This window comes from Azospirillum sp. HJ39 (genome assembly GCF_041507355.1).
GTDB lineage: Bacteria > Pseudomonadota > Alphaproteobacteria > Azospirillales > Azospirillaceae > Azospirillum > Azospirillum thiophilum.
This window is the reverse complement of the sequence record NZ_CP167905.1, coordinates 229,180-253,081: the sequence shown is the minus strand read 5'-3', so window position 1 is coordinate 253,081 and position 23,902 is coordinate 229,180. Positions and strand designations below refer to the sequence as shown.

Below are 23,902 nucleotides of genomic sequence, written 5' to 3'. Positions count from 1 at the left end.
TTGAAACCGGGTGAAACAGGGCTTCGGCCCTGTTTCGCCGTTTCAGGGGCCGGCGTTGCGGCGGCAGGCTTGGCGGCGGTCATGCCCCGCGCCCACCCTTGCGTTCGGCCGCCGAGCCGAGGTTGGGATAGCGGTCGTCGGGGTTGAGGGTCCAGGGATAGACACCCTTCGGCCCCTCGGCCTCCGGCCGGGCGAGGATGGCGGCGACCATCCGCGGGTCCGGCGGCGTCCGTTCGCGCAGGGCGCCCGGAACGAGGTCGTCCGGATCCATCGCCGCATCGATGGCCGCATCGATGGCCGCGTCCATCGCCGTCTCCCTGTCGATGTCCGCGGCGCAAACGGCAGGCCCGGCTGCTCCGGCAGCGGGCTTCGCGGCCGGCGGCCGGTCGTCGCCGGAGAACAGCCCGAGCCGGTCGGCCAGCCAGCGCAGGGTCGCCGGATCGCCGGCCGAGACCAGCCGCTCGATCTGTTCCGTCACCATGCCGCGCAGCGAGTGCAGGCGCAGTTCGGCCTCGCGGTTCAGCGACTGCCGCTCCCACCAGACGCGATGACGGAAGGGCTGCGAGCCGTAATAGGCCCGCCACAGCGTGGTGCGGCCGCACCCCATGGAGCGGGCGACCTGCTGGAAGGACGCCCCGCGCGCCAGCATCCCGGCGGCCATGATCCATTGCTCGTCATGGAAGCGGGAGTTGGGAACCAGCGCACCGTCCGGCGGCACCGGCGGCTCGGCCGCCCAATGGGGGACGGGATCGGACGAAATCAGGCAGTCGGGCGGCATGAGGAACCCTCCATGTCAAGGAATTAGCTATAAATTCCTATATCAGGGCAGGTTTCTTCGCAATGATAGGTTCAAAATCCGCACCGATGCCGGATGCCCGACCGACGATCCTCCCATTCAACCGATCGGGACAAGCGCCGCCCGACCGGGACCCGGATGGGGCGTCAATGGACCGTCGCCCCCTCGCGGTCCATCATTGCCAGCAACCGACGCTCGACACGGATCAGATACTCGCGCGCGACGATATCGTGACAGCCTTTGCTGTGGCTACGGACGGTCTGCACGGCACGGATGGTGGACAGGTTGGTCGGCGGCGGCGTCATATTCACCTCCATCGAAAGGACTAATGTGAATTATGCATAACCGCATAGATTTGGCGAGTCGGAATAGGCGGTATCGCAAATTTTTGTGATAAAGGATGATTTCATTCGCAACTTTATGGCGGCCGACGGCTCCGGGAGGCGTACCGGACAGGCGCCCCACCGCATTGGATCCTCCCGGCAGCGCTCAGCCGCCGGCGGGGCGGCCGTCGGGCTTGCGGGGATGGGCGGTCACCAGGGCGTGGGCGGCATGCCCGGCCTCCTCGAACCAGCCCGCATCGCGATGGACCAGCGAGGCGGAGAAGGCGCCGTCGAGCAGCAGCAGGATCCGGCGTGCGAGGGCATCGGGGGATTCGAAGCCGGCAAGCCCGATCTCGCCGGCAAGCCAGGAGGCGAAGGCGCTCTTGTGGCGGGCGCCGATCTTCACCGCCGGATGGCCCGGCAGGGCGGCAAGCTCCGCCGTGGTCCGCAGGAAGCCGCAACCCTTCCATTTCGGATGGCGCGCGGTCCGGGCGAGCCCAGCGAAGATAGCAGCGACCTTCTCCGCCACCCCGCCTTCGGCGGCGGCGAACCAGCCCGCCATCTGCGTCAGGTTGGGCTGGTCGCGCGCGTCGAGATATGCCGCGACGAGCTCGTCCTTGCTTTCGAAATGATAGTAGAGCGTGCGCTTGGTGATGCCGGCCTTTTCGGCGATGGCATCGACGCTGACGCGGCCGATCCCCTCGGCATAGAAGAGCCTGGAAGCGGCCTGGATGATCCGTCCGCGCGTATCGGCATGTCTTGGCATGGCCGTGAAAGTATACCGTACAGTGAGTATACTCAAGCGGCCACGCCCGGCATCCTGCACCCCTCACCAACGAGGAGGAACCGGCCATGTCCGATCATGTGCTGCAGGAAATCGACGGAGCGGTCGCGACGCTGACGCTGAACCGCCCGGACAAGCTCAACGCCCTGGATTACGCGACCGTCGACGCCCTGCTGGCCGCTCTCGACCGGATCGAGGACGACGGCCGGGTGCGCGGGATCATCCTGACCGGAACCGGCCGCGCCTTTTCGGCCGGGGGCGACATCCCCGAATTCTCGCGCTCGGTGGCGGCCGGGCCGGATGCCGCGCTGCGCGACTTCGTGGCGCGCGGCCAGCGGCTGACCGCCCGCATCGAGGCGTTCCGCAAGCCGATCCTGGTGGCGGTCAACGGCCTCGCCTACGGCGGCGGCTGCGAGGTGACGGAAGCCGCGCCGCTCGCCATCGCCAGCGAGCTTGCGGTCTTCGCCAAGCCCGAAATCCGCCTCGGCATGCCGCCCACCTTCGGCGGCACCCAGCGGCTGCCGCGGCTCGCCGGGCGCAAGCGCGCCATGCAGCTTCTGCTGACCGGCGAGAGTTTCACGCCAGCCCGGGCGCTGGAACTGGGGCTGGTCAATGCGGTGGTTCCCCATGAGGAGCTGCTGCCGGCGGCGCGGGCGCTGCTGGAGCGCATCCTGGTCCATTCGCCGCTCACCGTCGCGACCATCCTGACGGCGGTGACGCGGGGCATCAACCTGCCCATTGCCGAGGGACTGCTGGTGGAGGCGGAGCAGTTCGCCCGGATGGCGCCGACCGCCGACCTGCGCGAGGGTCTCGATGCCTGGATGGCCCGGCGCACCCCGGATTATCCAGGCCTGTGGTCGGTTGGCGCCAACGGGTGAAGCGGGGTCCGCGCGGTCCGGCGGACCGGTCCCGATTGCCGGCTCGCCGGTTGCGTTCCTCGTCCGATCCAAGACTTCAGGACGGAGACATGGTTGCTATAACCACACTCATTATCGGAATATCTTCCAAAAGTACCACCAAAGGGAAGAAAAACAGTTGGATGCAATATCATCAAGGGCGTAAATTGTAACGAATCATCAATCTTGAGATTTTTTTAAGGTCCCGATGGCGTCCTGTTCGGCCAGATGGGACGAACGATCACCAACGACAGACCCAGCGCGGCAACATTCATCGCAATCCCTACGCAGTATGCATATACGGAGGCGAGAGGATGATGATAGGGACAAGAAGAAAAATTCCCGCAATTATACTGACCACGGGAATTCTTCCATCCGCTCTCTCCGGATGTACGGCTGTGTTGCGCAGCGATCCGCAGGGAACCGGCCCGGCTCCTCCAGGTGAAATGGTCCTGGATTATCAGCTTGCCCGTATTCTTCTGCCGGTCAAGTTGAAGCAGCTGGTAGTCGAGGGCTCTGCCGATGCCGCATATGCGATAGAAATCTCTCCTCCCCGGGTATCCGGCGATCCGTCCGCCATGTACACGTTTCACTACGACGCTTCGGTTTTCTCGGATGACATCGTTACGGTCAAGACGAACGCCAACACCCGCCTGCTTCAAAGCATCGATCTTCAGACCGACAGCAAGGCTGACGAGATCATCGTCAAGGTGGCGCAAAGCATCTCCCTTCTGGAAAGTGGAGCCGCCGGGACGGCCGCAATCGACCGCATCGATGTCGAGATCGATCCGGTCGATCACGACGCCGTCGGGCATTTGAAGGAGAGCCTGATCACGGCATCGGGAGGTGCTGTGACAGAGTTCGACATCACGCCCGTCGGAGCGCCGCCACCAAAGAGCACCGCTCCGGATTGTTCAGTCGGGTTCTGCTATCGCGTGCCGGTTCCGTACAAGGTCAGCTACCGCTTCAAGGACGGCGGCCAGTATGTCCACGAGATCAGCATCCCGAATCGTGGGCCGATCGTTGCCGTCCCGCTAAGCCGCGCGGCTTTCGTCAAGAAGATCAGCAAGGTGACGTTCGTCGACGGAACTCCCTCGGAGATCAGCGTCACCAAGCCGAGCGAGGCGCTCGAAGTGATATCCTTACCGATCACTATAGCCAAAGGCATCATAAGCATTTTGACAGAAGTATTTCAGCTAAAAATTGACCAATCCAAAAAAGCAACCGAACTTGCCGAGCAACTGGTAAAAGAAAAGGAAGCAAAAGAAAAAACAAAGAATGAGGGCGGAGATCCGCCGGCATCGCGGGTTTTCATGTTCGGTTCGACCGCAAATTGGGTCAGGGCCGGCATCCCCAGAACGCAGACACCCGTCCCTGACAGCGGAAATCCACCCCTGGATGGATTTGAAAGTGAACATTGATTGGAGGCGCAACGATGAACAAGCGTCCAAAGGAACCGAGGAAAACCCGCGAAGAGAACAATTCCGATCTCATATTCTCCCCGATCGAGGATCGCAGGATACTGGCCGATACCGCGGCACCGCCGCCAACGACCTTCGCCGCACCAGGGCTGGAGGGCTTCGGCGACCGTCTCGTGCCCGGCTTCCTGAGCGAGACCTATGGCGGCGGCGAATTGGAATCCGTGCCGGGTTTCAACGCAAAGCGGGCATTGACGGAGGGACTGAACGGCATGGAAGGGTTGCCGCAGGATGACGGTGCTCCCGGTGAGCAGCAATCCAGGCGCGAAACAGTCTATTTCGATCCCGATGACAACCGGGCCCGGATCTCCGATACCGCTCGCATACCCTGGCGATGCATCTGTCAACTCTACGTCACCCGGCAGACGGGCAAGGTGACGATCGGCACCGGATGGTTTGCCGCTCCGGATCTCGTGGTTACCGCAGGGCATAATTATCTAGATCCCGAGAATGGCGGCCTCGCCACGTCGATCGTCGTAACTGCCGGGAATGACGGGACATCCCGCCCGCCATTCCCGCCGGTTGCTCCAGCCAGCGTCTATATCAACCATCGCTGGGAGAGCGATTCCGATCCATCCTATGATTATGCCTTTCTCCGCCTGACGGACGGGCATGTCGTCGGTCGCACCGGCTATTTTCCCTTCGGCGAAGCCAAGGACGATTTCCTGAACGGAGTTCTGGTCAACACCGCCGGCTATCCGGTCGACAAGCCTCTCGGAACCATGTGGTTCAGCGCCGGCCGTGTCTTCCGCCAATCTCCAACGCAATTGTCACACCGGATCGATACCGAGGGCGGGTTCAGCGGTGCGCCCCTGATCTACAAGAACGGCGACCGCCATATCGTGCTCGGCATGCATACCCAAGGCGATCCCACCGTCAATCGCTCCCGCTTCAACAGCGGCCTGCGCGTGAGCGGTGCGTTCTTTGACGAACTGAGACAGGCAACGGGGCGGTAGATTTTCCGACGCCCGATACATGGATGGGTTCGATAGGAGTGAAGAAATTCCTTCTCAATCATTATAATGATAATCAGGAAATTTGCAGTATGACCATCTCATTTTCCTGCTGGAATCGGATATTTCGACAACATGGCGACTGTCACAATGATTAGAACGAATACCTTATGAAAAACAACCCCGTCGGTTCGCTCCGACGGGGTTTCACTACTCAGAATTATATCTGGCCAATAGTCCGGGACGGGGACTTTGTCCGTGGGCAACGATATCCATTCATTCGCCACTGCGCTGGTGACCAAGCTCCCAACGGGTAATTCTCTTCCGAGTGGTGCGATACCGTCCCCATGTCCTCCGCCCCTTCTTCACTTGGGATACGAACGGGCCGCCCTTCGCCAAGTACCGCCGGTCAGGCCAGCAGGCCGATGTCGTGAACGGCGATGTGGTCGAAGCCGAGAGCGTAGACCGACGAGTCCGACGACAGGCTGTAATCCTGCGCTCCCGAATTGACGAAGCCCGGATCCAGCGTCACCGACCCCTTGTCGTACCCCGCCGCCTGCCAGGCCGCCAGATCGCCCTCGGCACCGGTCGCCATCACCTGCGGCCAGGCGTCGAACAGCGTCTCGGACGTGTTCAGGCTGCTGTAGAAATTGTCGTGCAGGTTGCCGACACCGGCCGGGCCGTAGATGTGGACCGCCGTGCCGTCCCGGACATCGACGATGTTGCCCGAGATGTCGTTGCCGCTCATCTCCTTGCCCTGCCAGCCGCTCCAGGCGACGTCCTGCTGGAGGCCGATCTGGGCGCCGCTGTTGCCGGCGATCACGTTCTCGGTGACGCTGTTGTCCCAGCCGCCATGCAGGAACACGCCGCCGATGTTGCCATGGACGATGTTGCCCTTCACCGTGGCGCCGCTGGTCCAGTCGTCCAGGTAGATGCCCCAGCTCGACACGTCGCCGGTGGGGTTGGTCGCGGTGGTGCCGGTCACCTCGTTGTTGACGACGGTGTGGCCGGTCAGATCCTGCTGGCGGTTGATCAGGTAGATGCCGCCGCCGTCGTTCGATTCCAGGTTGGCGTCGATAACCTTGTTGTAGGCGACGGTCACCCGGTGGGTCGCGTCGCTGCCGTCCGTCTGGACCGAGCCGACGGCGATGGCCTTTTCCGGCGAATCCTCGATCTGGTTGTGCGTGACCTTGACGTCGGAGCTGCCGTTGATCCAGATGCCGGCGTCGCCGCGGTCGGCCGCGTTCGGGTGGCGGATCAGGTTGTCGGAGACGATTGTGAAGTCGGAGCCGGCCTTCACGAAGATGGCTTCGGCACCGGTGCTGTCGAACTGGTTGCCGACGACCTGTGACTCGGCACTGTTCTGCACCGTGATGCCATAGCCGCCGCCCTTCACCACATTGTTCGCGAAGGTCAGCCCGGCTGCATCGTCGGCGAAGACATAATGGCCGCCGACGACGCCGTCGGCGAAGGTCAGCCCTTCGATGGTCACGTTCCTGGCGCCGCCGAGGCCGAACGACACCGATGCCTGCGACCCGCCATGGATCACCGCCGTCTCGTTGCCGTAGCCGGTGAAGGTCACGCCGGAATCCTGGCCGTCCAGCCACAGCCCGTTCTGGTGGTAGTCGCCGCCGCGGATGTAGGTCGTGTCGATGTCGCTCGACCGCATGGCGGTCTGGGCCTTCTGCAGCGAGGCGAAGGGGCCGTCGGTGCCGTCGGCGTTGGGAGCGGCCAGCGTGCCCGACCAGCTGTCGTTGCCGTTCTCGGCGACGTAGAAGCCGGGGCCGGTCGGCTTTGGCACGCTGGGCGTGGAGCCGTCCACAGGCGTCCCGGCGGGCGTCTCGGCCGGCGCTTCGGGGGTCGTCGGCACGGTGGGGGTCGCAACGACGTCATGGGGGAAGAAGCTCTTGTCGGCGTCGACCACCAGCGTGCCGTTCCACCACAGGCCGGCCCGCCCGGCGACGACGTCATGGCCGTCGAGCGCGCCCTTGTCGTAGGTGACGTTGCTGTCGGTCGGAAGCACCGATTTGCCGTTGATCGAGATCGCGTCGACCAACAGGTTGCGGTCGGTTCCGTTCACGATGCCGTCATTGTCGTACTGGACCTGCACCTTGTGGCCCTGGCCCTCCACGATGTCCGTCTTGAAGACGAAGTCCTTGGCCGTGTCATCCGTGGTGCCCTCGCCGATCTTCCTGCCGTCGACCAGCAGGTCGAAATGCGCGTTGGCGGCACCCTTGGCGGTCACGATGATGGTCGAGTTCCCAGAGGTCGTGGCCATTGATCCGTATCCTTTGCGGTTGCTGTGCGGCGCCACGATGTCCGGATGGCTGGGGCATTTGTGAGCCATCTTCCCGGGATTCCACGATTAGGCGGTAAGTTCCGTTATATTCCTGCGACCAATGCCGAAGTCATTCCAGAAAAAATGAAGACAACTCGAAAGCACCTGTGCAAAGGACTGTAGCCATGACCCTTAGCACACTGCCCGAATTGATTATAACCAGGGTCTGTATTTGCGATCGTCGAGGGTTTCTTCTGCCAATTTTATTTTAGAAAAGAAAACCCCCGCCGGATCGCTCCGGCGGGGGTTTGGTCACTGGGCGCTGCGTCCGGCGGTCAGGCCGGGACGGCGACCTTGTCCGCGACATCCTGGAAGGCCGGGATCCGGTCGAAGTTCATGTAGCGGTAGACGTCGGCAGCCGCCTTGTTCACCACGCCGACCTGCGCCAGATATTCCTCGGTCGTCGGGATCTTGCCCAGCAGCGCCGCGACGGCGGCCAGCTCGGCCGACGACAGGTAGACGCGGGTGTCGATGCCCAGACGGTTCGGGAAGTTGCGGGTCGAGGTCGAGATGGCGGTCGAGCCCTTGCGGATCTGCGCCTGGTTGCCCATGCACAAGCTGCAGCCCGGCATCTCCATGCGGGCGCCGGCCTTGCCGAGGGTGGCGTAGTAGCCCTCCTCGGTCAGCATCATCGCGTCCATCTTGGTCGGCGGGGCGATCCACAGGCGGGTCGGGATGTCCGACTTGCCGTTCAGGATCTTACCCGCAGCGCGGAAATGGCCGATGTTGGTCATGCAGGAGCCGATGAACACCTCGTCGATCTTGTCGCCGGCAACCTCGGACAGCGTCTTCACGTCGTCCGGATCGTTCGGGCAGGCCAGGATCGGCTCCTTGATGTCCGCCAGATCGATCTCGATCACCGCCGCATACTCGGCGTCGGCATCCGGACGCAGCAGCTGCGGATCGGCGATCCAGGCCTCCATCGCCTTGATGCGGCGCTCCAGGGTGCGCGCGTCGGCGTACCCGTTGGCGATCATCCACTTCATCAGCGTGACGTTGGAGGTCATGTACTCGATGATCGGCTCCTTGTTCAGGAGCACGGTGCAGCCGGCCGCCGACCGCTCGGCCGAGGCGTCGGTCAGCTCGAACGCCTGCTCGACCTTCAGGTCGGGCAGACCCTCGATCTCCAGGACGCGGCCGGAGAAGATGTTCTTCTTGCCCTTCTTCTCGACCGTCAGCAGGCCGGCCTTGATCGCGTAGAGCGGGATGGCGTTGACGAGGTCGCGCAGGGTGACGCCCGGCTGCATCTCGCCCTTGAAGCGGACCAGCACCGATTCCGGCATGTCCAGCGGCATGACGCCGGTGGCGGCGGCGAAGGCGACCAGGCCGGAGCCGGCCGGGAAGCTGATGCCGATCGGGAAGCGGGTGTGGCTGTCGCCGCCGGTGCCCACCGTGTCCGGCAGCAGCAGGCGGTTCAGCCAGGAATGGATGACGCCGTCGCCGGGACGCAGCGCGACGCCGCCGCGGGTGGAGATGAAGTCCGGCAGCTCGTGGTGGGTCTTGACGTCGACCAGCTTCGGGTAAGCGGCGGTGTGGCAGAAGGACTGCATCACGAGGTCGGCCGAGAAGCCGAGGCAGGCCAGATCCTTCAGCTCGTCGCGGGTCATCGGGCCGGTGGTGTCCTGCGACCCGACCGTGGTCATCTTCGGCTCGCAATAGGTGCCCGGACGGACACCCTTGCCTTCCGGCAGGCCGCAGGCACGGCCGACCATCTTCTGGGCGAGGCTGTAGCCCTTGCCGCTGTCGGCCGGGGCCGCCGGCTGGCGGAACAGCTCCGACGCCGGCAGGCCGAGCGCCTCGCGGGCCCGCGTGGTCAGGCCGCGGCCGATGATCAGCGGGATGCGGCCGCCGGCACGCACCTCGTCGAAGATCACCTCGGACCGCACGGCGAATTCGGCGATGACCTCGCCGTTCTTCAGCGCCTTGCCCTCATAGGGGCGCAGCTCGATGACGTCGCCCATCTCCATCTTGTTGACGTCCAACTCGATGGGCAGCGCGCCGGCATCCTCCATGGTGTTGAAGAAGATCGGGGCGATCTTGGTGCCGAGGCAGACGCCGCCGAAGCGCTTGTTCGGGACGAAGGGGATGTCCTCGCCGGTGAACCACAGCACCGAGTTGGTGGCGGACTTGCGCGAGGAACCGGTGCCGACCACGTCGCCGACATAGGCGATCAGGTTGCCCTTCTTCTGCAGTTCGGCCAGCTGCTTCGTCGGGCCGCGCTGGCCCGCCTCGTCGGCCTCGATGCCGGGGCGCGGGTTCTTCAGCATGGCGAGCGCGTGCAGCGGGATGTCCGGGCGGCTCCAGGCATCCGGGGCCGGCGACAGATCGTCGGTGTTGGTCTCGCCCGACACCTTGAAGACCGTCAGCGTCATCGAGGCCGGAACCTCCGGACGCGAGGTGAACCACTCGGCATCGGCCCAGGACTGCAGGACGCCCTTGGCGTTGGCGTTGCCCTTGTCGGCCAGTTCCTTGACGTCGTGGAAGAAGTCGAAGACCAGCAGCGTCTTCTTCAGCCCTTCCGCGGCGGCGGTGCCGCACTCGGCGTCGCCCAGCAGGTCGATCAGCGGCTGCACGTTGAAGCCGCCCAGCATGGTGCCCAGCAGCTCGGTCGCCTTGACCTTGGAGATCAGCGGCGAGCTGTCGGTGCCCTTGGCGACGGCGGCCAGGAAGCCGGCCTTGACGCGGGCGGCATCGTCGACGCCGGCCGGAACGCGGTGGGTGATCAGGTCGAGGAGGAACGCCTCCTCCCCCGCCGGCGGCGCCTTCAGCAGGTCGATCAGCTCGGACGTCTGCTTGGCGGTCAGCGGCAGGGCCGGGATTCCGAGGGCGGCGCGTTCGGCCGCGTGCTGGCGGTAGGCTTCGAGCACGGCAGGGTTCCTCATAAATGAAAGGCCGGCCCGTGGATGGGAACCGTGAGACGGCCCGCTTGAACTCAGGTCCGGTTTATATGCCCGCTCAAATGAAAGTGCAAGGGGGCGCCCCGCTTTCGCGCTGGCGGCAGGTCGAGGCAGCCCCTGTTTTTGCACTGGTATTACCGGGCCTTGGTATGACCACTTCGGGCCCGGTGCTTTATTTCAGCCCGGCCGCCTGCTCCGCCGTGAGGAGGACGATGCCGTCCTCGTCGGCGAACAGGATGTCGCCCGGCCGGACGGCGGCGCCCGGCAGTTCCACCGGCACGTCGACCAGCCCCTGGTCGCGGCGGGTCGAGGCACGCGGGATCGCCGCCAGCGCCTTGATGCCGAGCGGCAGGACGGCCAGCTCCGCCACGTCGCGGACACAGCCCCAGATCACCACGCCGGCCCAGCCCTGCTTCACCGCCGACGCCGCGATCATGTCGCCCATCAGGGCGCAGCGCAGGCTGCCGGCGCCGTCCACCACCAGCACCCGGCCGGCGCCGGGGGTGGCCAGCAGCTCCTTGACGCGGGAATTGTCCTCGACGCACTTGACGGTCACCGCCTCGCCGGAAAAGCGGGTGACGGCGCCGAAATCGCGGAAGCCCGGCAGGACATAGCGGGCGTCGTCCTTGAAGCGGTCGAACAGGTCGCAGGTCGGGATGAAGGCCGGGGCAGTGGCCGGGGCAGTGGCCGGGGACGGGGTCTGGTTTTCGGTCATGGGATGCGGCTCCGCAGCGAGAACGATGCAGGGACTGGTTCCGTCACCTCTTGCGCCAAAGCCGGGCGGGAGGCAAGCGCGGCAACCGGCGGACGCACCCGGCTGGCAATCATGCCGCAGCAGGCCTGCCGAACGGGCAGTCGACGGCGGGCCGCAGCCGGCCCATATGATTGCCGGGAGTCGAGACAACGGATGCGAGCCGCGATGAAAACGCCGAAGACACCGGCCGCCGCCCTTGGGGCCGCGGCGCTGACCCTGCTGGTTTCCGCCTGCGCCTCGTCCATCGCCCCGCCGCCGGTGGCCCCGCCCGACCCGGTCCTGCTGGGCACGCTGGAACGCTACACCGTCAACGACTGCAACCCGCAGACCGCCGCGGTCCTGACCGCCCTGCGTCTCCCGGCCAGCGATGTCCGCGGCTTCAACTATGGAATCTACCGCGACGAATTCCGCGACATCATCGTCCGCTGGGATGCCTGGGTCTATCTGAACAGCCAGCCGGGCGCGCTGGTGGTTACGCTCGACGAGGATTGCCGGCCGATCCAGGTCTATGCCCGCGAAGGGGCGAGGCTGCCGGGCGGGCGGTGATGGGGGGAGAGGGGATCCGGTTCCTGCCTCCGGTTCTTGCCATGCACGCCCCCCGAATCTCTGACCTGTCTTAACTATCCCCTGCCCTACCGTTCCGTGTCATGGGCGTCGACGGCGCGGTCGTGGCGTTTCAGCCGCTCCTGCAAGGTGTCGCCCATGCGCAGGGCCACCGCGATCGACAGGATGTCGCCCAGCACCAGATGGGCGATGCGGACGGTCATCGGCGAGTGGATGTCGAAATCGGCGGCAACGTCGGCCACCAGGCTGACGGTCGCCATGTCGGCGAGCGGCGAGCCCGAGCGGGTCAGCGCCACCACGTCGGCCCCCGCCTTGCGGGCGTTCTGCACCGCGTCGAGGATGTCGCGGGTGCGGCCGGTGCTGGACACCGCAACCACCGCATCCCCCTTCGCCAGCGTGAGGGCGGAGGCGAAATAGACGTGGCTGTCGCAATAGGCCACCGTCGGCATGCCCAGCCGGAAGAACTTGCGCTGGATGTCCTGCGCCACCGTGCCGGAATTGCCCGACCCGTAGAACTCGATCCGGCGCGATGCCGCCAGCAGGTCGGCGGCGCGGTCCACCGCCTCGGCCGGCAGGTTGTTGCGCACCTGCATCAGCGTGGCGATGGTGCGGTCGAACAGCTTGCCGGCCAGAACCGCCCCCGGCACCCCGCCCTCGCCGTCGGTCTCGCCGGACGATGACAGATCCTGGTGCAGGAAGGGCATGCCGCCGGCAATGTCCTGCGCCAGCTTGATCTTGAATTCCCGGAAGCCGCGGCAGCCGAGCGCCGAGCAGAAGCGCGCCACCGTCGGCTCGCTCACCCCCGTCCGCTCCGCCAGCTCGGCCATGGACAGGTTGATGACGTCGCCCGGATGGGCCATCGCATAGTCGGCCAGCTTGCGCTCGGAGGGGCGGATCTGGTCGCGGACGGCGGCGATTCTCGCCAGCATCTTGGGGGCTCTCCCTTCTGATTGTGCGCCAGCCTAGCACATGTAGCAAAGCTACATATACAGCGCTGCGAACGACCGATTCCGTCGCTGGCCGGACACCCTCTTTCCAAGGATTTCCAACCCGCCCAGCGCCCCCCTGCGACAAAATGTCGGGCGGCTTCGCCTTGTCCGGAAGGCCGTCGAGGAGTATGTAGTAAAACTACAGAGCGGGCGCAAACCCCGGCATCGGCCGCGCCGCACCCGGCCTGAAAATATGACGTGTGTCAACGAAAACGGCGCCCGTCGCGCCTAGAATTCCAACCGCTCCGCTCGCACGCGGGGCACCACTCAGCGCCGACACGGCCTTCGACCCGCGCCGACGTCTTTATCTCTGAGGAGACATCATGGACACCCTGCTGATGGACGGACTTGCCCTGGCCCCGGAGCAGCAGTCCGCCGCCGACCCCTGGCGCGGTTTCGCCCCGGGCGTCTGGCGCCGCTCGGTCGACGTCCGCGATTTCATCCAGCGCAACCTGTGTCCTTATGAAGGGGACGCGGGCTTCGTCGCCGGCCCCACCGCCCGCACCATCGCGCTGTTCGCCAAGGTCACCGACCTTCTGAAGCAGGAACGCGCCGCCAAGGGCGGGGTTCTCGACGCCGACACCGAAATCTTCGCCTCCATCACCTCGCACGGCGCCGGCTACATCGACCGCGAGCTGGAGGTCATCGTCGGCCTGCAGACCGACAAGCCGCTGAAGCGCGCGATCATGCCGTTCGGCGGCTGGCGCATGGTCAAGACCGGCCTGGAAGCCTACGGCTACACCCCGTCGCCGAAGCTGGAGGAGGTGTTCCCGGGCCTGCGCAAGACGCACAATGACGGCGTGTTCGATGTCTACACGCCCGAGATGCTGCGCTGCCGCAAGTCCGGCGTCATCACCGGCCTGCCCGACGCCTACGGCCGCGGCCGCATCATCGGCGACTATCGCCGGCTGGCGCTGTACGGCGCCGATTTCCTGATCAAGGACAAGAAGGCGCAGCTGGCCTCGCTGGAAGTCAGCCGCATCGACGAGGACGTGCTGCGCCTGCGCGAGGAGATCTCCGAGCAGATCAGGGCGCTGCAGGAGCTGGTCGCGATGGCCGCGACCTACGGCTTCGACGTCAAGCGCCCGGCGGCGACGGCGCGCGAAGCGGTGCAGTGGACCTATCTGGCCTATCTGGCGGCGGTGAAGGAAGCCAACGGCGCGGCGATGTCGCTGGGCCGCGTCTCCACCTTCCTCGACGTCTACATCGACCGCGACCTGCGCGACGGCGTCATCACCGAGGCCGAGGCCCAGGAGATGATCGACCATTTCGTCATGAAGCTGCGCCTCGTCCGCTTCCTGCGCACGCCGGAATACGACCAGCTGTTCTCGGGCGACCCGACCTGGGTGACGGAATGCCTGGGCGGCATGGGGCTGGACGGCCGGACGCTGGTCAGCAAGACCAACTTCCGCATGCTGCAGACCCTGCACAACCTGGGCCCGGCGCCGGAACCGAACCTGACGGTCCTGTGGTCGGAGAAGCTGCCGGAAGGCTTCAAGCGCTTCTGCGCCGACACCTCGATCAAGACCTGCTCGGTCCAGTACGAGAGCGACGACCTGATGCGCGGCTATTGGGGCGACGACTACGGCATCGCCTGCTGCGTGTCGGCGATGCGCATCGGCAAGCAGATGCAGTTCTTCGGCGCCCGCGCCAACCTTGCCAAGACGCTGCTCTACGCAATCAACGGCGGCAAGGACGAGGTTTCGGGCGAGCAGGTCGGCCCGGCCTATGCGCCGATCACCGGCGACGTGCTGGACTATGACGAGGTCATGGCCCGCTTCGAGCCGATGATGGAGTGGCTGGCCAAGGTCTACATGAACGCGCTGAACGCCATCCACTACATGCACGACAAGTACATGTACGAGCGGCTGGAGATGGCGCTGCACGACCGCGACATCCTGCGCACCATGGCCTGCGGCATCGCCGGCCTGAGCGTGGTCGCCGACAGCCTGTCGGCCATCAAGTTCGCCAAGGTGAAGGTCGTCCGCGACGAGAGCGGCCTCGCCACCGACTTCGAGATCGAGGGCGACTATCCGGCCTTCGGCAACAACGACGCGCGGGTCGACGACATCGCCATCTGGGCGGTCGAGCGTTTCATGACGGCGCTGCGCAAGCAGAAGCCCTACCGCAACGCGATGGCGACCCAGTCGGTGCTGACGATCACCTCGAACGTGGTCTACGGCAAGAAGACCGGCAACACACCGGACGGCCGCAAGGCCGGCCAGCCCTTCGCACCGGGCGCCAACCCGATGCACGGGCGCGACAAGAAGGGCGCCATCGCGTCGATGGCCAGCGTGGCCAAGCTGCCCTACGCCCATGCGCAGGACGGCATCAGCTACACCTTCACCATCGTCCCCGGCGCGCTCGGCCGGACCGAAGGCGAGCGGGTGGACAATCTGGTCGGCATGCTCGACGGCTATGCCAGCCAGGGCGGGCACCACATCAACGTCAACGTCTTCGACCGTGAGACGCTGCTGCACGCCATGGACCATCCGGAGCTGTATCCGCAGCTGACCATCCGGGTGTCGGGCTACGCGGTGAACTTCATCAAGCTGACGCGCGAACAGCAGCTGGACGTCATCAGCCGCACGTTCCACGACAAGCACTGAAGACCTTGGGGAAGGCGGCCCGCCGGGTCTGTTTTCCCGGCGGCGGCTGCCGGTTCGGGTCCTCGGCCCCCTCCCTAACCCTCCCCCGCTAACGCGGGAGAGGGGACTGCCGTCGCTTTGGCGGAAGGCACCCTCTCCCTCGAAGAGGGGGAGGGTCGGGGTGGGGGCCGAGGACCTCCGGCAAAGCCGCTTTTCAACAAGAGCAAGCATTCCATGACACAGCCTCCCCCCGTCCCCCGCACCGGCTCCGTCTCCGGCTGGATCCATTCGGTCGAGACCGGCGGCACCGTCGACGGGCCGGGGATCCGCTATGTGCTGTTCATGTCGGGCTGCCCGCTGCGCTGCCTCTACTGCCACAATCCCGACACCCAGCACATGCATGACGGGACGCGGACGACCTCGACCGAAATCCTGGAAGACATCGCGCTCTATGCCGAATTCCTCAAGCGGGCCCATGGCGGCCTGACGCTCAGCGGCGGCGAGCCACTGGTGCAGCCGGAATTCACCGCCGCCATCCTGCGCGGGGCGAAGGCGCTGGGCATGCACACCGCGCTCGACACCTCGGGCTTCCTCGGCAACCACGCCGACGACCATCTGCTGGAGGACGTCGACCTCGTCCTGCTCGACATCAAGGCCTTTTCCGAGAAGACCTACCGCCATCTGACCGGCGTGCCGCTGCGCCCCACCCTGGAGTTCGCCGAACGGCTGGCCGGGCTGAACAAGCGCATCTGGCTGCGCTATGTGCTGGTCCCCGGCCTGACCGACGACACCGCCGAGATCGACGGGCTGGCCGACTTCGTCGCCGGGCTGGGCGTGGTCGACCGGGTCGACGTGCTGCCCTTCCACAAGATGGGCGAGCACAAATGGAAGGCGCTGGGCCGCCGCTACATGCTGTCGGCCACCGAACCGCCCTCGCACGAGCTGGTCGAGCGGGTGCGCGGCCAGTTCCAGGCGCGGGGACTGCGGGCGGACTGATCGCGGTCCCGCCGCAGCCCCGGTTCGGGCCGTTCATACGTCCGTATGAAAACGTCCCTAAAGAAACGTCATCGACACGTCACGAAGGCGACACGACGCGGTCATGCACCCGCGCCTAATACCCCTTTTGAATTCGCTTGGGATTCGCTTGGGGGGTTCTTTTCAATGCATAAGACACACCGCGCCGGACGGCTGCGGACGGCGTTGCTGTCCGCGACCGGCCTCGCCTCTCTCGTCCTGTCCACCTGCGGGGCCGCGATGGGGGTCGCCTCCGCCCAGACCGTGGACAGCGTGACGGTCGGCGGCTCCAGCTTCGCCAACCAGGGTCTGGTCGGCGTCGGCCGGATCGCCTCCTCCACCCGCGACAAGTATGGCGAGACGCTCGGCTCGATGTCGGGGCTGACCTTCGACGCCAGCTCCTGGCGGCGCAACGGCGACAGCTACAGCGGCATCATGTACGCCCTGCCCGACCGCGGCTACAACGTGGCCGGCACCACCGACTACCGGCCGCGGCTGAACACGCTGGCCCTGTCGCTGACGCCCTATTACGGCAGCGCCGCGCTGGCCGCCGGAAGCGGGCAGCAGTCGCAGATCGGGCTGAGCGTGCTCGACACCACCCTGCTGACGGAGGCGAACGGCGCCGTCACCACCGGTCTCGATCCGCAGCCGCGCACCGGCGTCCGCGCCGCCGCGAACGGACTGCCGGCGCTGCCCCAGGCCTACAACGGCAAGATCAGCCTCGACACCGAGGGCATCGCCCGGCTGGCCGACGGCAGCTTCTACATCAGCGACGAATACGGCCCCTACATCTACCATTTCTCGGCAAGCGGCCGGATGATCTCGGCGGTGCAGCCGCCGGCGGCCCTGCTGCCGATGCGCAACGGCGGGCTCGACTTCGCGTCGAACAACCCGGCCACCGGCCAGCCCGCCCCGTCCCCGGCCGACCCGACCCGCGGCCGGCAGAACAACCAGGGGCTGGAAGGGCTGTCGCTGACCCCGGACAAGACCAAGCTGGCGGCGCTGCTGCAGAGCGCCACCCGCCAGGACGGCGGCACCGGCGGCAACAGCGCCACCCGGCGCAACACCCGCCTGGTGATCTACGACGTCTCCAGCAACCCGGACAGCCCGGCGCTGGTCGGCCACTATGTCGTGCCGCTGCCCACCTTCCGCTCGGGAAGCAGCACGCTGGTGGCGGCGCAGAGCGAGATGCTGGCCCTGAACGACAAGCAGTTCCTCGTCCTGTCGCGCGACAGCAACAACGGCCAGGGGCTGAGCGGCACCAACTCGCTCTACCGCAGCATCGACATCGTCGACGTGTCGAACGCCACCAACCTGGTCGGCACCGCCTATGACGGCACCACCCCGGTCGCCCCCGGCGGCAATCTGGTGGCGGCGGTGACGCCGGTGTCCTACACCCAGTTCCTCAGCATCAACAACAACGGCCAGCTGGCGAAGTTCGGGCTGCACAATGGCGGCGCCCAGGACGCCAACCTGCTGTCGGAGAAGTGGGAGGCGATGGGGCTGCTGCCGGTGCTCGACGCCGCCAAGCCCGACGATTTCTTCCTGTTCGTCGGCAACGACAACGACTTCCTGACCCGCAACGGCTATCAGGTCGGCGCCGCCTATGACGCCGGGTCGAACGTCGACACGATGCTGCTGGTCTACCGGCTGACCCTGCCGACCTACGTCGATCCGCTGGCCATCGAATCGCTGCGCCAGACCGCGCTTCCGCTGGCGCGCGGCCTCGGCAACGCCTCGGTGGCGATGGCCGATTCGGCGTCGCGCTCGGTCCGCAACCACCTGAACGGCCTGCGCTTCCTCGGCGGCTCCGGCGAGGGCGGCGGCGGCCCGGCGGCTGGCGGCCCGGTCATCAGCGGCTGGGTCGGCGGGCGGCTCGGCTTCGACCGTGCCGACGACACCGGACTGGCCGCCGGTGCCGACACCGACTCGCGCAACGGGCAGGTCGGCGCCGACATCCGGATCACCGATACGCTGGTCGCCGGCTTCGCGGTGGGCGGTGCCCACAACAGCCTGTCCTTCGGCGAAACCGGCAGCGCCAAGGTGCGCTCCGCCGCGATCAGCCCCTATGTGGCGGGGAGCTACGGCAAGCTCTTCGGCAGCCTGTCGGGCACCTACTCGTTCGACACCTACGACAAGATCGCCCGCAACACCGGCGCCTACGGCCTGACCGCCCGCGGCGAAACCAAGGGGCGCAGCTGGTCGGTCGGCGTCGACGGCGGCTATGAGCTGGGCGAAGGGGCGTGGTCGTTCGGCCCGGTCGCGGCGGCGCGCTACACCCGCGCCACCATCGACGGCTACACCGAAACCGACGCGATCCACCTGAACGGCACCCTGCCGAGCCAGACCCAGCGCGGCTGGAGCTGGGAATTCGGCGGGCAGGCGGCCCACCGTTTCGAGATGGACAGCACGTCGGTCATCCCGCAGGCCCGCCTGAGCTATGAGTGGAACCGCGTGCGCGGGGGCGAGACGCTGGCCGCCACGCTCGCCAACCGCAGCACCAGCAGCCTGGGCACGGTGACGCGGACCTTCGGCACGCCCGAGCGGGACGGGCTGCGCGCCGGGGCCGGCGTGACGGTGTTGAGCGGCGCCGTGGCGTGGCAGGTCGGCTATGACGGCAAGTTCGGCCGTGACAACCGCGACCACAGCGTCTTCACCTCGGTCGGTTACCGGTTCTGACGAAAGGGCACGGGCGGGCGGGAGCAATCCTGCCCGCCCTTTCCCCTGCCATCAGGCCGGGCGGATCGCCTGGGCGAAGGTGAAGAGCATCGCCGGGTCGACCGCCGCCTTGACCCGGGCCAGCCGGGCGAGATTCTCGCCGTAATAGGCGCGCTGCCAGTCGGCCAGCGACGGGTCGGGGAAGTTCTGGAAGGCGCCGGCCGCCCCGGTGCGGCGGTTGACGTCGTCGTAGAAGCGCTGCTGCCACTCCAGCGCCCGTTCGATCAGCAGCACGGAATCGGTGGGGCGCCACCAGTTGGCCTCGATGGTGAACAGCCAGTCGTAGCCGCGATGGACATAGGCGGTCGCGGTGGGCTCCACGCGGTCGATGGCGCCGCCGACCTGGAAGAACTTGAAGGACACCGGCATCGATGTGGCGGGCATCCGCGCCGCCCAGTCGAACATCGCGGCAATCGCCTCGTCGGAGATCCGCGCCGCCGTCATGTAGCTGGACTTCTCCTGGTAGTAATAGGGGAAGGTCGTCTCGGTCAGGAAGTCCTGGCCCTGCCAATAGGGCACGTTCTCCTTCACCACTTTCCGCTCCGCCAGCTCCCAGGTGGATGCGAAGATGTCCTTCAGCGTCGCCTTCGACGTGTGGAGCTGGCCCAGCACGGACAGCGAGAGCGGAACCTTGTCGCAGCGCTCCTGCCAGCTCGGGATGGTCACGCTGATCTTGCTGCCGAACTCGTCGGGCGCCTCCGCCAGTTCGGTCAGCAGCAGCTTCAGCACGCGGGGCAGATCCGTGGTCCAGGTCAGGTTGAAGACGGTCACCGGCTCCGCCGGGCGGGTCTCCAGCGTGAAGGAGGTGTTGATGCCGAAATTGCCGCCGCCGCCGCCGCGGCAGGCCCAGTAGAGCGCGCTGTCCCGGTCGGCGTCAGCGGTGAGGCGGCTGCCGTCGGCGGTCACCAGTTCGGTCGCGCGCAGCAGGTCGGAGGCCATGCCGAACTTGCGCATGTTGAAGCCGATGCCGCCGCCGAGCAGGAAGCCCGCCGCCCCCACCGTGTCGCAACGCCCGTGGGTGATGGTGCGGCCAAGCCGTTCCATCTGCTTGTAGACCAGCGAGTTGATCGTGCCGCCCAGCACGCGGACCAGCCCGTCCCTGCCGGCGACCGGCTCGGCCCCCGCCATCTTCGACATGTCGATCAGCAGGCCGGGCGTGGTGGAGAAGCCGGCGTAATTGTGGCCGCCCGACCGCACCGCGAAGGGCATCGCCTGATCCTTCACCCAGCGGATGCAGCTCTGCACGTCGCTTGCGGTGACGCAGCGGGCGATGCCGGCCGGCAGGGTGGCGCCGTAACGCAGGTTGTTGGGCCGGCAGACATCGGCGAAGAAGGGATCCTCCGGCCGCAGCACGCCGCCGCTCACCCCCCTGGCCAGATCGGACCAGGCTGACGGCGGCGGACAGAGCGCGCCGCCTGTTTCGGCGGCCTCGGCAGCGATTGCGGAGCCCGGCAGCAGCCGGACCACCTCCGCCGCCGCGGCGAACCGGCCCATCCCGACGAGAAAATTGCGGCGGGACGATTGCAATCCGAACGCCATGAGCCGGCCCACCCTGTCAACGGTTGTGTTTATCGGAACTTATTATCCTAATGATAATAAATGCCGTCAACCGCGCCGGGATGGGTCAGGGTGATCGGATGCGGCTCCCTCTCCCGGGACGGGAGAGGGAGCTTTCCGGATGGCCGGCTATTTCGCCGCCGCCCGCCGGGTGCTGGCGCGGACCACCAGTTCGCAATCGAGATTGTGGTGCTGCGGCGCGGTGCGGGCGCCGTCCAGGGTCGCCAGGATCCGGCTGGCGCTGAGGCGGCCGATCTCGCGCTGGGGCGGGCGGACGGTGGTCAGCGGCGGCGGGCAGGAACTGCTGAAGGGCAGATCGCCGAAGCCCACCACCGCCAGATCCTCCGGCACCCGCAGGTCGCGGCGCGTCACCTCGAACAGCACGCCCAGCGCCAGCGCGTCGTTGGAACAGACCACCCCGTCGATGTCGGGGTGACGGGTCAGGATCTCGTCGATCAGCCAGCGGCCGACCTCGGTGGTGGCGGCGTCGGGAACGGTGAAGTCGATGGGATCGTGCAGGCCGCGCCGCATCACCTCCGCCTCGTAGCCGTCGGTGCGGCTGCGCACCCGCAGATCCTGGTGGGCGGCGGCGCCGATATAGGCGACCTTGCGGCTGCCCTGGTCGTAGAGGTGGCTGGTCTGCATGCGGCCGACCTCGAAATGCGAGAAGCCGACGCTGATGCCGACCGCCTCGCCGGGGTGCCCCGGCATGTCCCACATCTCCACCACCGGCACGCCGCAGGAGGCCAGCATGGCGCGGGTCCGGTCGGTGTGGTGGAAGCCGGTCACCACCATCGCCGCCGGCGACCAGGCGAGGAAGGCGCGGATCAGGCTCTCCTCCTCCTCCGGGCTGAATTCGCTGACGCCCAGCAGGGTCTGGTAATGGGCGGCCTGGAACATGCCCTGGAGCGTGTTGTAGGTCTCGGCGAAGAAGGAATTGAGGATCGAGGGCAGGATGACGCCGACGGTGCGGCTGCGCGCCGCGGCGAGGCTGCCGGCCACCAGATTGGGCACATAGCCCATCTCGTCGATGACGCGGGCGATGCGTTCGGCGAGATGGTGCGACACGGATTCCGGACGGCGCAGATAGAGCGACACGGTGCTGGGCGACACGTCGGCGGCGGTTGCGACGTCGGTCATCGTCACCCGCTGGGTGCCGCGGCGTGTCCGCTTCCTCTGATCGATCGTCTGCATCGCGTCGCTTCTCCTTCTGCGGCGTTGGGCGGGAAGGGCTACATCCCGGCCCCCTCCCCGTCAATGGCGGGTCGGCGGGCCGGCGAGTGTCAGGGCGGACAGGGAATGGATCGCCTCGTGCACCAGCTGATAGGCGGCCTCGATCCGGCCCAGCGCCCAGTCGCATTCGGCGTCGTCGCTGCCGGTTTCCTGCCTGACGGCGCGGAACAGGTCGAGCGCCTCGCGGCCGATCGCCTTGTGGCTTTTCCAGAGTCCGCAATCCTCCTGCAAGGCCAGCGGGATATGGAGAAGGCGGTGGCGCAGCACCGCGGCGTCGAGTTCCAGCTCGGCGATGCGCCTGGACAGGATGGGGGTCATTTCTGCCATGCCTTGCGGGGCGTGTCCATGCGGGCACGTCCCGCCTCGGGGATCATGATAAACGCAAAGCCGGATCAGCCGGCCACCGGATCGGCCACCAGATCGGCCACCAGATCGGCCATGGCGGCTTTCATGCCCTTGGCCTCGATGGCAGCGAGGCTGCCGGCGACGCGGGCGGCGAGGCCGGGGATGGCGGTGAGATCCTCCTTCCACAGGCGGGTGTCGGACAGCAGTGCCGCGACAAGCGCATTGGCATCGCCGGCATGCGCCGCCCAGGCGGCGCTCATCGCGGCGATCACCTCGGCATTGTCGCTGATCGGGTAGGAACCGGCCTCGCGCCTGCCGGCATAGGCGCCGTCGGCAAGAGTGCCGCGGTAGAAGCGCAGCAGCGCCGCCAGCGAGAAGGACAGGCCGGCCGGGGCCCGGCCGTTGCGGGCGACGGCATCCTTCAGGCTGGGCAGGACACGGACCTGCCACTTCGACACCGAGTTGAGGGCGATCGAGATCAGCTCGTGCCGGATATAGGGGTTGCCGAAGCGCTCCATGATGGTGCGGGCATAATCCTGGCGCTCCGCCTCGGGCAGCGGCACGTAGGGGACGATCTCCTCGAACATCACCTTGTTCAGGTAGGCCGAGACGGTGGGGTCGTCCATCATCGACTTGACGGTGTCGAGCCCGGCGCAATAGGCGGCCAGCGCGCTGGCGGTGTGGGCGCCGTTCAGGATGCGCACCTTGCGGGTGCGGTAGGGCTGGAGGTCGTCGGTCCACACCACGTCGAGGCCGGCCTTGTGCAGCGGCAGCTCGTCGGCCAGGTGGGCCGGGCCCTCGATCACCCAGACATGGAACGGCTCGGCGGCGACCGCCAGCTTGTCGTCATAGCCCCACTTGGCGGCAAGCGCCGCGGCCTCGTCGCGGGGATAGCCGGGGACGATGCGGTCGACCAGCGTGTTCAGGAAATGATTGTGCGTCTCGATCCAGTCGGCGAAGCCGGCCTCCAGGCCCCAGCGTTTGGCGTGCGCCAGCACGATGCGCTTGAGGTTGCTGCCGTTGGCCTCGATCAGCTCGCAGGGCAGGAAGACGAGGCCGCTGTCGGCGGTGCCGCCCAGCGCCGTGTAGCGGGCGTGCAGCAGCGCCGCGACCTTGGCCGGGAAGCTGTCCTGGCAGGTGCCGGGGGTGTAGGGCTCCTCGCGGTCGGCGATGCCGGCCTCGGTGGTGTTGGAGACGAAGAAGCGCAGCGCCGGGGACGAGGTCAGCTCGACCATCCGCGCCCAGTCGGCATAAGGGTTGAGCGCGTCGGCGACGCAGGAGACGACGCGGCGCGATTCGACCTCCCGCCCGTTCCCGATGCCGCGCAGCAGCACGGTGTAGAGGTTGTCCTGCGCCTTCAGCAGACCGGAGATGCCCTGGTCGAGCGGCTGGGCGATGGCGACGCCGGCATTGGTCAGACCCTGGCCGTTGGCGACATCGACCATCCAGTCGACGAAGCCGCGCAGGAAGTTGCCGTCGCCCACCTGGAGGATGGTCACGGGCGGGATCGGCGCACCGCCGGTGTGCGCGACATCGAACGCGCCGCCGGCAAGCTGGTCACGGGTCAGGGAACGCATGACTGGGCATCCTTAACGGGAACTGGAAATCCGGGGGCCGGCGCCGCCGGACGGGGGCGCGGGCGATGGCTTCAATATACTAATATATTAATGTAGGG

At 66.7% G+C, this 23,902-nt stretch carries 18 protein-coding genes; 7 read left to right on the top strand and 11 right to left on the bottom strand.

Annotation, left to right across the window (positions count from 1 at the left end; translation table 11 throughout):
• Window positions 1–79 precede the first annotated feature (79 nt).
• The 3 genes from ABMY26_RS01800 to ABMY26_RS01790 form a co-directional block, all read right to left on the bottom strand.
• On the bottom strand, window positions 80–778 hold the full coding sequence (locus ABMY26_RS01800; RefSeq protein ID WP_372394762.1) for a hypothetical protein: 699 nt from the start codon (window positions 776–778) through the stop codon (window positions 80–82).
• Between the two features lie 164 nt (window positions 779–942).
• Window positions 943–1,101, bottom strand: coding sequence for a hypothetical protein (locus tag ABMY26_RS01795; protein WP_372394761.1), 159 nt, complete (start codon window positions 1,099–1,101; stop codon window positions 943–945).
• 184 nt (window positions 1,102–1,285) lie between these two features.
• Window positions 1,286–1,885: a TetR/AcrR family transcriptional regulator gene (locus tag ABMY26_RS01790; protein ID WP_372394760.1), complete on the bottom strand. Its 600-nt coding sequence runs from the start codon at window positions 1,883–1,885 to the stop codon at window positions 1,286–1,288.
• Window positions 1,886–1,971: 86 nt separating this feature from the next.
• On the opposite strand from ABMY26_RS01790, the gene ABMY26_RS01785 reads away from it, so the two are divergent.
• The 3 genes from ABMY26_RS01785 (at window position 1,972) to ABMY26_RS01775 (ending at window position 5,233) form a co-directional block, all read left to right on the top strand.
• Complete coding sequence (locus ABMY26_RS01785; RefSeq protein ID WP_372394759.1) at window positions 1,972–2,781, top strand: crotonase/enoyl-CoA hydratase family protein; 810 nt, start codon at window positions 1,972–1,974, stop codon at window positions 2,779–2,781.
• A gap of 416 nt (window positions 2,782–3,197) precedes the next feature.
• A complete protein-coding gene (locus ABMY26_RS01780; protein ID WP_372394758.1) occupies window positions 3,198–4,220 on the top strand; it encodes a hypothetical protein in 1,023 nt (340 codons plus the stop codon).
• Between the two features lie 14 nt (window positions 4,221–4,234).
• Window positions 4,235–5,233: a serine protease gene (locus ABMY26_RS01775; RefSeq protein WP_372394757.1), complete on the top strand. Its 999-nt coding sequence runs from the start codon at window positions 4,235–4,237 to the stop codon at window positions 5,231–5,233.
• Window positions 5,234–5,639: 406 nt separating this feature from the next.
• Here the strand turns inward: ABMY26_RS01775 and ABMY26_RS01770 are convergent, their stop codons facing one another.
• The 3 genes from ABMY26_RS01770 to rraA all read right to left on the bottom strand — a co-directional run bounded on the left by ABMY26_RS01770 (window position 5,640) and on the right by rraA (window position 11,180).
• Window positions 5,640–7,508, bottom strand: coding sequence for a right-handed parallel beta-helix repeat-containing protein (locus tag ABMY26_RS01770; RefSeq protein WP_372394756.1), 1,869 nt, complete (start codon window positions 7,506–7,508; stop codon window positions 5,640–5,642).
• A gap of 335 nt (window positions 7,509–7,843) precedes the next feature.
• Entirely contained in the window at window positions 7,844–10,435 is a 2,592-nt protein-coding gene (gene acnB / locus ABMY26_RS01765) for a bifunctional aconitate hydratase 2/2-methylisocitrate dehydratase (protein WP_372394755.1), read from the bottom strand.
• Between the two features lie 202 nt (window positions 10,436–10,637).
• Window positions 10,638–11,180 (bottom strand): ribonuclease E activity regulator RraA, encoded by a 543-nt coding sequence (gene rraA / locus ABMY26_RS01760; RefSeq protein WP_372394754.1) that lies wholly within the window; start codon window positions 11,178–11,180, stop codon window positions 10,638–10,640.
• Window positions 11,181–11,384: 204 nt separating this feature from the next.
• Between rraA and ABMY26_RS01755 the strand changes: the two genes are divergently transcribed.
• The gene (locus ABMY26_RS01755) at window positions 11,385–11,765 is read left to right on the top strand and encodes a hypothetical protein (RefSeq protein ID WP_372394753.1); all 381 of its coding nucleotides are present in this window, start codon (window positions 11,385–11,387) and stop codon (window positions 11,763–11,765) included.
• An 86-nt stretch (window positions 11,766–11,851) separates the two neighbouring features.
• Here ABMY26_RS01755 and ABMY26_RS01750 read toward each other — a convergent pair whose 3' ends face one another.
• Complete coding sequence (locus ABMY26_RS01750) at window positions 11,852–12,712, bottom strand: MurR/RpiR family transcriptional regulator (protein ID WP_372394752.1); 861 nt, start codon at window positions 12,710–12,712, stop codon at window positions 11,852–11,854.
• Window positions 12,713–13,110: 398 nt separating this feature from the next.
• On the opposite strand from ABMY26_RS01750, the gene pflB reads away from it, so the two are divergent.
• The 3 genes from pflB to ABMY26_RS01735 all read left to right on the top strand — a co-directional run bounded on the left by pflB (window position 13,111) and on the right by ABMY26_RS01735 (window position 19,053).
• Window positions 13,111–15,381 carry a formate C-acetyltransferase gene (gene pflB, locus ABMY26_RS01745; protein WP_372395110.1) on the top strand — a complete coding sequence of 757 codons (2,271 nt, stop codon included), beginning with the start codon at window positions 13,111–13,113 and terminating at the stop codon, window positions 15,379–15,381.
• A 213-nt stretch (window positions 15,382–15,594) separates the two neighbouring features.
• A complete protein-coding gene (gene pflA, locus ABMY26_RS01740; protein WP_372394751.1) occupies window positions 15,595–16,356 on the top strand; it encodes a pyruvate formate-lyase-activating protein in 762 nt (253 codons plus the stop codon).
• A gap of 165 nt (window positions 16,357–16,521) precedes the next feature.
• Window positions 16,522–19,053: an esterase-like activity of phytase family protein gene (locus ABMY26_RS01735; RefSeq protein ID WP_372394750.1), complete on the top strand. Its 2,532-nt coding sequence runs from the start codon at window positions 16,522–16,524 to the stop codon at window positions 19,051–19,053.
• A gap of 51 nt (window positions 19,054–19,104) precedes the next feature.
• On the opposite strand, the gene ABMY26_RS01730 is transcribed toward ABMY26_RS01735, so the two are convergent.
• The 4 genes from ABMY26_RS01730 to ABMY26_RS01715 form a co-directional block, all read right to left on the bottom strand.
• Window positions 19,105–20,631, bottom strand: a complete 1,527-nt coding sequence (locus ABMY26_RS01730) for an FAD-binding oxidoreductase (RefSeq protein ID WP_372394749.1) — start codon at window positions 20,629–20,631, stop codon at window positions 19,105–19,107.
• A gap of 147 nt (window positions 20,632–20,778) precedes the next feature.
• Window positions 20,779–21,843, bottom strand: coding sequence for a LacI family DNA-binding transcriptional regulator (locus tag ABMY26_RS01725; protein ID WP_372394748.1), 1,065 nt, complete (start codon window positions 21,841–21,843; stop codon window positions 20,779–20,781).
• 60 nt (window positions 21,844–21,903) lie between these two features.
• Window positions 21,904–22,200, bottom strand: a complete 297-nt coding sequence (locus ABMY26_RS01720) for a hypothetical protein (RefSeq protein ID WP_372394747.1) — start codon at window positions 22,198–22,200, stop codon at window positions 21,904–21,906.
• A gap of 74 nt (window positions 22,201–22,274) precedes the next feature.
• Window positions 22,275–23,804, bottom strand: a complete 1,530-nt coding sequence (locus tag ABMY26_RS01715; protein ID WP_372394746.1) for a tagaturonate reductase — start codon at window positions 23,802–23,804, stop codon at window positions 22,275–22,277.
• Between the last annotated feature and the right edge of the window lie 98 nt (window positions 23,805–23,902).